This is a genomic window from Polyangium sp. 6x1, assembly GCF_029946515.1.
In the GTDB taxonomy this organism is placed as follows: Bacteria; Myxococcota_A; Polyangia; order Polyangiales; family Polyangiaceae; genus Polyangium.
The window spans coordinates 172,651-179,670 of sequence record NZ_JARZHH010000017.1 but is presented as its reverse complement, the minus strand read 5'-3'; the positions used below and the strand labels follow the sequence as shown (position 1 = coordinate 179,670).

Below are 7,020 nucleotides of genomic sequence, written 5' to 3'. Positions count from 1 at the left end.
TCGCTCGCCGCGGCCGGACGACCGGCGCGCGCGGCGGTTCGCCCCGCCCCGGCGCCGCCCCCGGCCCCCGCGCCCGCGAAGCCCCTTATGGCGGAGGCGGAGGCCTTGCGGCTCGCCGATGCGAGCGACCCCGCCGCCGCGCTCGCGGTCGTGGCGGCGCTGCTCGAGCAGCCCTCGACGGCGCCGATCGGATACATGATCCGGGCACAGCTCTCGCTCGAGCGCGGTGAGCCCGAGCCCGCCGTGGAGGACCTGCGGCGGACGCTGTTCCTGCGGCCCGAGCACGTCCTCGCGCGTTACTGGTACGTCGTCGCGCTGCAAAAAGCCGGTCATGTCGGGCAGGCCATCACGCAGGGACGCGCGCTCGAAGCCGTCCTCGCGAAATCCGCGCGCGACGCGCGTGTCGAGGACGGCGAGACCACGGCGGGGCAGCTCCTCGACGCCGTGCGGTTCGTCAAGGAAGGGCTCTTATGAAATCACGACACGAAAGCGACGCGGCGCGCGAGGAGATCTTCCGGCGGCGCGCCGAGCGCCTGGCCCAGGCGGCGAGCGACGACGGGCCTCGCCGGCTCGCCGCCCGGGTCGCGCTCGTCGGCGCGGGCGCGCAGCGCCTCGGGATCCCGGTCGAGGTCTTGCGCGAGATCGTCCCGATCCCCGAGATCACCGCGCTGCCGGGCCTCCCGCGCTGGCTGCTCGGGATCACGCACGTGCGCGGCGAGATCGTCGGCGTCGTCGACCTCGCGTCGATCCTCGGCGCGGGCGGAGAGCGCGCGGGCGCGATGGCCGTCGTGGAGGGCGCGGGGGGGCCGCTCGGTTTGGCCGTGGAGTCCGTCCTCGGCTTCCGGGACATTCACGAGGACGAGCTTTCGGCGCAGATGAAGGCCGATTCGCATCGCCCCATCCAGGCCATGACCAAGGATCTCGTCGCGATCATCGACGTCGAGCGCCTTCCCGTCGCGCAGGGCGAGGGGGAACACCCGCGCGCGGGGACGCGGGCGATTACGGATTGAGGAGAGACATGAACTTGACCATACGCGGCAGGATGCTGGCAGGGTTTCTCGCGGTGACCGTGCTCTCGGGCGTGCTCGGCGTCGTGAGCGTCTACGAGGCGGGCAACCTGCGCAACGTCAGCAGGGATCTCGCGGAGAACACCGTCCCGAGCGTCGATTCGCTCGGCCTCTTGAACGCGAACACCTCCGATCTTCGCCTGCTCTACCTCAGCCACATCGACTCGACGAGCGACGCGGACATGGGGCGCGTCGAGTTCGACATCAAGTCGATGCAGGAAACCATCGACAAGAGAATCCACGACTACGAGCGCGCGATCACCACCGACGAGGAGCGGAAGCTCCACGACGCGTTCGTCAATGCGCACCGGGCGCACCTCTCGGAGGCCGCGCGTCTCCTCGCGAGGAGCCGCAAAAACGAGAACGAGGAGGCCCGGAAGGATTTCTTCGCGGCGGCGAAGACGCATTACGATGTGTCGAACGTCGCGCTCGACGCGCTGCTCGATTACAACCGGCGCGAGGCGGCGACCGCCGTGAGCTCGGCGCAGGCCACGTACACCGAGGCGAGGAACATGTTGATCCTCGTCATCGGCTTCGTGCTCATGGTGGCGGTCACGCTCGCGTTCTGGCTGTCGGGGACGATCGCGGCGCCCATCTCGCGGCTCGTCGAGGTCTTCCGCAAGATGGCCGCGGGCGACACCGCGGGCGCCTCGGAGGAGCTCAAGCTGGTCGACGTCGTCTCCGGCGGCGCGCAGGCGAACGACGAGGTCGGCACGCTCGTCGTGGCGGCGCGCGAGATGACCGAAGGGCTCAGGACCGTGACGAAGAGCATGCGCGAGGGCGTCGCGCGGCTCTCCTCGAACGCGACGCAGATCAGCGCGACCGCCAAGGAGTACGCCGGGACGGCGTCCGAGCAGGCCTCCGCGGTGACGGAGGTCAGCACGACCGTCGAGGAGATGAAGCAGACGAGCGAGGCCGCGGCGACGAGCGCGCGCGAGGTCGCGCAGATCTCGGACGAGGCCGCGAAGAACGGCCACCTCGGCCGCGACAAACTCTTCGAGGCGATGGCGATGATGCAGACGATCAACGAGCGCGTCGCCGGCATCGCCGCCCAGATCCTCCAGCTCTCCGAGCAGACCTCGCAGATCGCGACGATCGTCGACGCCGTGAGTGATCTCGCGGAGCAGAGCAACCTGCTCGCCGTCAACGCGAGCATCGAGGCCGCGAAGGCCGGCGAGCAGGGCCGCGGCTTCTCCGTGGTCGCGTCGGAGGTGCGCAGCCTCGCCGAGCAGAGCAAGCGCGCGACGCAGCAGATCCGGGGCATCCTCGCGCAGATCCAGAAGGCGACGCAGAGCGCGGTGATGGCGACCGAGGAGGGCACGAAGCGCTGCGACGACGGGCGCCGGGCGGTCGAGGCGGTGCGCGACATCGTCGAGAACCTGGCCGTGGTGCTGAGCGACAGCTCGAGCCGAGCGCGGCAAATCGCCGGCGCCTCGGCGCAACAGGCCTCCGGCGTCGCGCAGATCGCCTCGGCGCTCGGCGGCATCACGAAGGCCGCGCGGGACAACGCCGTCGGCGTCCGGCAACTCGAAGGCGCGGTCGTCGACATCGAGCGCCTCACGTTCGACCTCAAAGCAACGAGCGATCGGTTCTAGCGGCATGAAGCCGTTGCGTTCGTCCGAGCGGGGGAGCGAGGCGGGATGAGCCTGAGCGACAACGACGACATCTGGGCGCTGTTCTGCGACGAGGCGACGGAGGCGCTCGAAGATCTCTCGCGGATCGTCGAGGGCTTCGCGGCGTCGGAGACGCTGGGCGACGCGTGGGCCGTCGAGCGAGCGCTCCGCATCCTGCACAACATCAAGGGCGCGGCGCGCGTCGCGGGCAGCGAGGGCGTCGAGGTGGTCGCGCACGGCCTCGAAGAGGCGCTCGACGTCCATCGCAAGGGGGGCACGCCGGCCACCGAGGTGATCACGCGCCTGCGCGACGGGATCGGGCTCATCTCGCGTTTCCTCGGGGGAGACGTGCCGCTCGAGGCCGCGCGCGCCTTCGAGGTCGTCGCGGAGCCTGTGACTTCCGAACGCACGGCCTCCTCGGACGCTGTCCCCGGGGCCACCCCCGTGCCGGCGAAGCCCAGTGGCCCGTCGAGCCCGGCGGGCGCGACCACGGTGCGCGTCGAGGCGAGCCGCCTCGACGATCTGATGCACTTCGCCGAGGAGATTCTGGTCGCGCAGGGGCGCAGGCACGTGCGCCACGCCGAGCTCGACCAGTGCCTCCTCGAGCTCTCGCAGATCGAGCGTATGGCCTCGGGGGAGCTGCGCTCGGCCCTCGGCGAAGTCACGCGCAGGCTGGATGCCGTGGTGGAGGCGAACCGGCAGGACGTGCTGCGCTCCGGGCACCTCGTCCGCGACTGGTCGGCCGCCGTCAAGCGCGCCCGCATGCTGCCGCTCGCGGGAGCGGCGGCGCAGTGGAGGCGCACGGTGGCGGAGACCGCGCATGCGCTCGGCCGCGAGGCGCGCCTCGTCGTCGAGGTGGGGGACATCGAGGTCGACCGGCAGATCCTCGAAGGCCTGCGGGATCCTCTGATGCACCTCCTGCGCAACGCGGTGGATCACGGCATCGAGCCGCCCGAGGTCCGGGAGCGTCAGGGCAAACCACGCATGGGCACGATCCGCGTGCGCGCCCGCGCGCCGGGGATGATGGTCGAGCTCGAGGTGTCCGACGACGGGCGCGGCCTCCACGCGGCGGAGATCGGACGCCGCGCCGTCGAGCGGGGGATCGTGTCGCCCGATCGGCTCGCGCGCATGAGCGGCACGGAGACCGCCGACATCGTCTTCTTCGCAGGTTTTTCCACGGCGGCGTCGGTCAGCCACGTGAGTGGCCGAGGCATGGGCCTCGACATCGTGAAGCAGCGCCTCTCGGAGCTCGGGGGCCACGTCCGCATCGCCGAGCCCACGATGGGCGGGGGCACGTTCCGGCTGGAGGTGCCGGCGACGGTGGTGTCGACGAAGGCGCTCCTCGTGCGCACGGCGCGCACCATCTACGCGCTGCCGACGGCCTACGTGGCGCGCGCGTTCCGCGTGGCCTCTTCCGAGGTGCAGGTCGTCGACGGCGTCGCGGCGGTGCCGGACGCCGGGGGCGAGCCGCTGCGGCTGCGGTGGCTCTCGGCGCTGATGCAGGAGCCCCGACAAACCGACCCGTCGAAGCTGCTCGTCGTCGCCCTCTCCGACGGCGCGGCCCGGCTCGGCGTCGTGGTGGACGAGGTCCTCGGGGAAGTGGAGTCCGTCGCCAAGGGGCTCCCGTGGAACGTGCCGCGCATCCCGGGCGTCGCGGGGGCGATGATCCTGGGGAGCGGCGCGCTCGCCGTCGTGCTCGACGTGCCACGCCTGCTCGACGTCGCGCGGAGCAGAAAGGGCGAGCGCACGGAGACCGTCCACGCGGCGGAGGCGGTGAAGAAACGGCGCATCTTGGTGGTCGATGATTCGCTCACGAGCCGGACGCTGGAGCGCAACATCCTGGATGCCGCGGGGTACGAGGTGGAGACGGCGAACGACGGCGAGGCCGCGTGGCAAGCGCTGCAAGGAGGCGCCTTCGATCTGGTCGTCTCGGACGTCCAGATGCCGCGGCTCGACGGCATGGAGTTGACGCAGCGGATTCGCGCGCACCCCAAGCTGAAGAGTTTGCCCGTGATCCTCGTGACGAGCCTGGACAGGCCGGCGGATCTGGCGCAGGGGAGCGCCGCGGGGGCCGACGAGTACATCGTCAAGGGCCGCTTCGATCAGCGCAAGCTGCTCGAGGCCGTGGCGCGGCTGATCTGAAGCGGCCCGCCCTGACGTTCGTGGCTACTCGATGCGGCAGGCCTCTTCGAAATCGAGGCGGGGGTTGCGCGGGAAGAGTTTCTCCGGATCGCCGTGGCCGAGGTTGACGAGGAGGACCGATTTCCACGGCACGTCGGCGAGGAACGCCGCGTTGACCTTCTCCCGATCGAAGCCGCCCATCGGCCCGCAATCGAGCCCGAGCGCGCGGGCGGCCAGGATCAGATAACCGGCCTGGAGCGAGGCGTTCTGCAGGAGGAAGGCGTCGCGGTGCTCCGGCGGCATCGCGGCGAGGGCCTCGCCCATCGTCGGGCGCGCCGGGAAGAGCTTCGGCATCTTCTCGTGGAAGCGCGTGTCGTAGGCGATGATCGCGGTGACGGGCGCGCGCATGGTCTTCTCGACGTTGCCCGCGTCGAGGCAGGGGCGCAGGCGCTCCTTCGCCTCGGGGCTCTTCACGAAGACGATGCGCGCCGGCACGCTGTTGGCCGCGGTCGGCCCGAGGCGCAGGGCTTCGTAGAGGCGGCGCAACGTGGCGTCGTCGACAGGCTCGGCGAGCCAGCCGTTGTGGGTGCGGGCTTCGAAGAAGATCTGCTTGAGGAGAGCGTCGTCGTTCATGGGGCCTCGGCGCGTGGGAGGTAGGGAAAAACGTTCCTTCAGGTCGCGAGCGCGGGCTTGGCGAGGGGGGCGCCGGCCTCGCGCTTCGATTCGCTCGAGAGCTTACGACTCTCGGGCCGCAGTGCCCACGAAGCAGCGGCGATGCCGAGGAGGACGAGCGGCGTGATCACCTTCCCAGCGGGGTCGCCGCTCACGGCGTGCGAGGCGGCGGCGCCCGTGAGATCGAAGAAAATGCCGGCATACGCCCACTCCTTGAGGCGCGGGAAACGGGGGACGAGCAGGGCGACGGCGCCGAGCACCTTCCACACGCCGAGGATGGTGGCGAAGTAAGCGGGGTAGCCGAGGTGCGCCATGCCTTCGAGGATCTCGGGGGAGCCGGAGAGATCACCGATGCCGCCCGCGGCGAACGCAAAACCGAGGAGACCCGTCGCGACCCAGTAACCGATCGTTCGTGCCTTGTCGTTCATGAGACAGCAGTGTCGGTCCTCGACGCGCCTGTAACAATGCATCAACAATGGGCAGCACCTGACAGGATTTGATCCAGATGCACGAACCCGTCGAGACGTCCGAGCTCCTCGCCTTCTCGAAGACCGTGGAGGCCCGATCGCTCTCCCGCGCCGCCGCCGAGCTCGGCGTCCCCCGCGCCACCATCAGCCGCCGCCTCGCGCGCCTGGAGGAGCGGCTCGGCGTACGCCTGCTCCGCCGCACCACGCGCAGCCTCGCCCTCACCGACGCGGGTGAGGCGCTCCACCGCCACGCCCGCATCGTGCTCGACGCCGTCCACCACGCCGAGGCGAGCGTGCGCAAGACCGACGACGCCGTCCGCGGCGAGCTGCGCGTCTCGGTGCCGCCAATGAGCGGGACCAACTTCGGCGCGATGATCTGCGACTTCGCGCAGCGCTACCCCGAGGTTCGCCTCCATGTGCACAGCACGACCCAGCACGTCGACCTCCAGCGCGGCGGCTACGACGTCGCGCTTCGCGCGAGCACCGCGCTCGAGCCCGGCCTCGTCGCTCGCAAGCTCTCGCGCGACCCCGTCCTCGCGGTCGCCTCGCCCGCCTACCTCGAGGCCCACGGCACGCCGCGCACGCGCCGCGATCTCCGCCACCACCGCTGCCTCATGGGGTTTGCCCGAGGCGAGCTGCCGCAGACGCAGTGGCCGTTCTCCGGCGGCAAGTTCCAGGTCGAGGGCGCGCTCTTCACGAACGACATCTACCTGCTCTGCGACGCCGCGCTCGAAGGCCTCGGGATCGCGCTCTTGCCGAGGGTCATGGTGCGCCCGCACCTCGACACGGGCGCCCTCGTGCACGTGCTACCGGGCGCAATCCAGGGCGAGACGCACATCGCCGTGGTGTATCCGGAGCGGGAGTTCATGCCGCCGCAGGTGCGCGCCTTCATCGACGCGCTGGTGGCGTGGGCGCCGGGGATGATCGTCCCGCAGAAGGGCGCGCCGAAGCCGAAGCGGGCGGCGAAAACGCGAGGTCGGAAGGGCGCGTGATCGCAGCCGCCTGCCGTCGATGCACGCACGGTTGTTGCATGACGCCTGCGATCGAGACCATTCTTGTGCCCCGGCTGCGCCAGCCTGG

6 protein-coding genes and 1 pseudogene are annotated in these 7,020 nt (G+C 70.8%); 5 read left to right on the top strand and 2 right to left on the bottom strand.

Translation table 11 applies throughout. The features are described 5' to 3' along the window. The 4 genes and pseudogenes from QHF85_RS18525 to QHF85_RS18510 form a co-directional block, all read left to right on the top strand. Positions 1-474, top strand: a pseudogene (locus QHF85_RS18525) (hypothetical protein); the annotation flags it as partial. Continuing rightward, the gene (locus tag QHF85_RS18520; protein WP_281328541.1) at positions 471-1,010 is read left to right on the top strand and encodes a chemotaxis protein CheW; all 540 of its coding nucleotides are present in this window, start codon (positions 471-473) and stop codon (positions 1,008-1,010) included. The pseudogene QHF85_RS18525 and the gene QHF85_RS18520, both read left to right, overlap by 4 nt. A gap of 8 nt (positions 1,011-1,018) precedes the next feature. Further along, positions 1,019-2,662 carry a methyl-accepting chemotaxis protein gene (locus tag QHF85_RS18515; RefSeq protein ID WP_281328540.1) on the top strand — a complete coding sequence of 548 codons (1,644 nt, stop codon included), beginning with the start codon at positions 1,019-1,021 and terminating at the stop codon, positions 2,660-2,662. Positions 2,663-2,707: 45 nt separating this feature from the next. Then, entirely contained in the window at positions 2,708-4,822 is a 2,115-nt protein-coding gene (locus tag QHF85_RS18510; protein ID WP_281328539.1) for a response regulator, read from the top strand. A 24-nt stretch (positions 4,823-4,846) separates the two neighbouring features. Here QHF85_RS18510 and QHF85_RS18505 read toward each other — a convergent pair whose 3' ends face one another. Both QHF85_RS18505 and QHF85_RS18500 read right to left on the bottom strand, forming a co-directional pair. After that, positions 4,847-5,434, bottom strand: a complete 588-nt coding sequence (locus tag QHF85_RS18505; protein ID WP_281328538.1) for a malonic semialdehyde reductase — start codon at positions 5,432-5,434, stop codon at positions 4,847-4,849. 38 nt (positions 5,435-5,472) lie between these two features. Continuing rightward, the gene (locus tag QHF85_RS18500) at positions 5,473-5,901 is read right to left on the bottom strand and encodes a DoxX family protein (RefSeq protein ID WP_281328537.1); all 429 of its coding nucleotides are present in this window, start codon (positions 5,899-5,901) and stop codon (positions 5,473-5,475) included. 77 nt (positions 5,902-5,978) lie between these two features. Here QHF85_RS18500 and QHF85_RS18495 point away from each other — a divergent pair, with 77 nt between their 5' ends. After that, complete coding sequence (locus QHF85_RS18495; protein WP_281328536.1) at positions 5,979-6,932, top strand: LysR family transcriptional regulator; 954 nt, start codon at positions 5,979-5,981, stop codon at positions 6,930-6,932. The last annotated feature ends 88 nt before the right edge of the window (positions 6,933-7,020 follow it).

Bases quoted from the DNA above. Each gene is read 5' to 3' on its own strand.
- QHF85_RS18495 (WP_281328536.1), top strand. From the start codon at position 5,979: ATGCACGAACCCGTCGAGACGTCCGAGCTCCTCGCCTTCTCGAAGACC.
- QHF85_RS18520 (WP_281328541.1), top strand. From the start codon at position 471: ATGAAATCACGACACGAAAGCGACGCGGCGCGCGAGGAGATCTTCCGG.
- QHF85_RS18510 (WP_281328539.1), top strand. From the start codon at position 2,708: ATGAGCCTGAGCGACAACGACGACATCTGGGCGCTGTTCTGCGACGAG.
- QHF85_RS18500 (WP_281328537.1), bottom strand. From the start codon at position 5,901: ATGAACGACAAGGCACGAACGATCGGTTACTGGGTCGCGACGGGTCTC.
- QHF85_RS18505 (WP_281328538.1), bottom strand. From the start codon at position 5,434: ATGAACGACGACGCTCTCCTCAAGCAGATCTTCTTCGAAGCCCGCACC.
- QHF85_RS18515 (WP_281328540.1), top strand. From the start codon at position 1,019: ATGAACTTGACCATACGCGGCAGGATGCTGGCAGGGTTTCTCGCGGTG.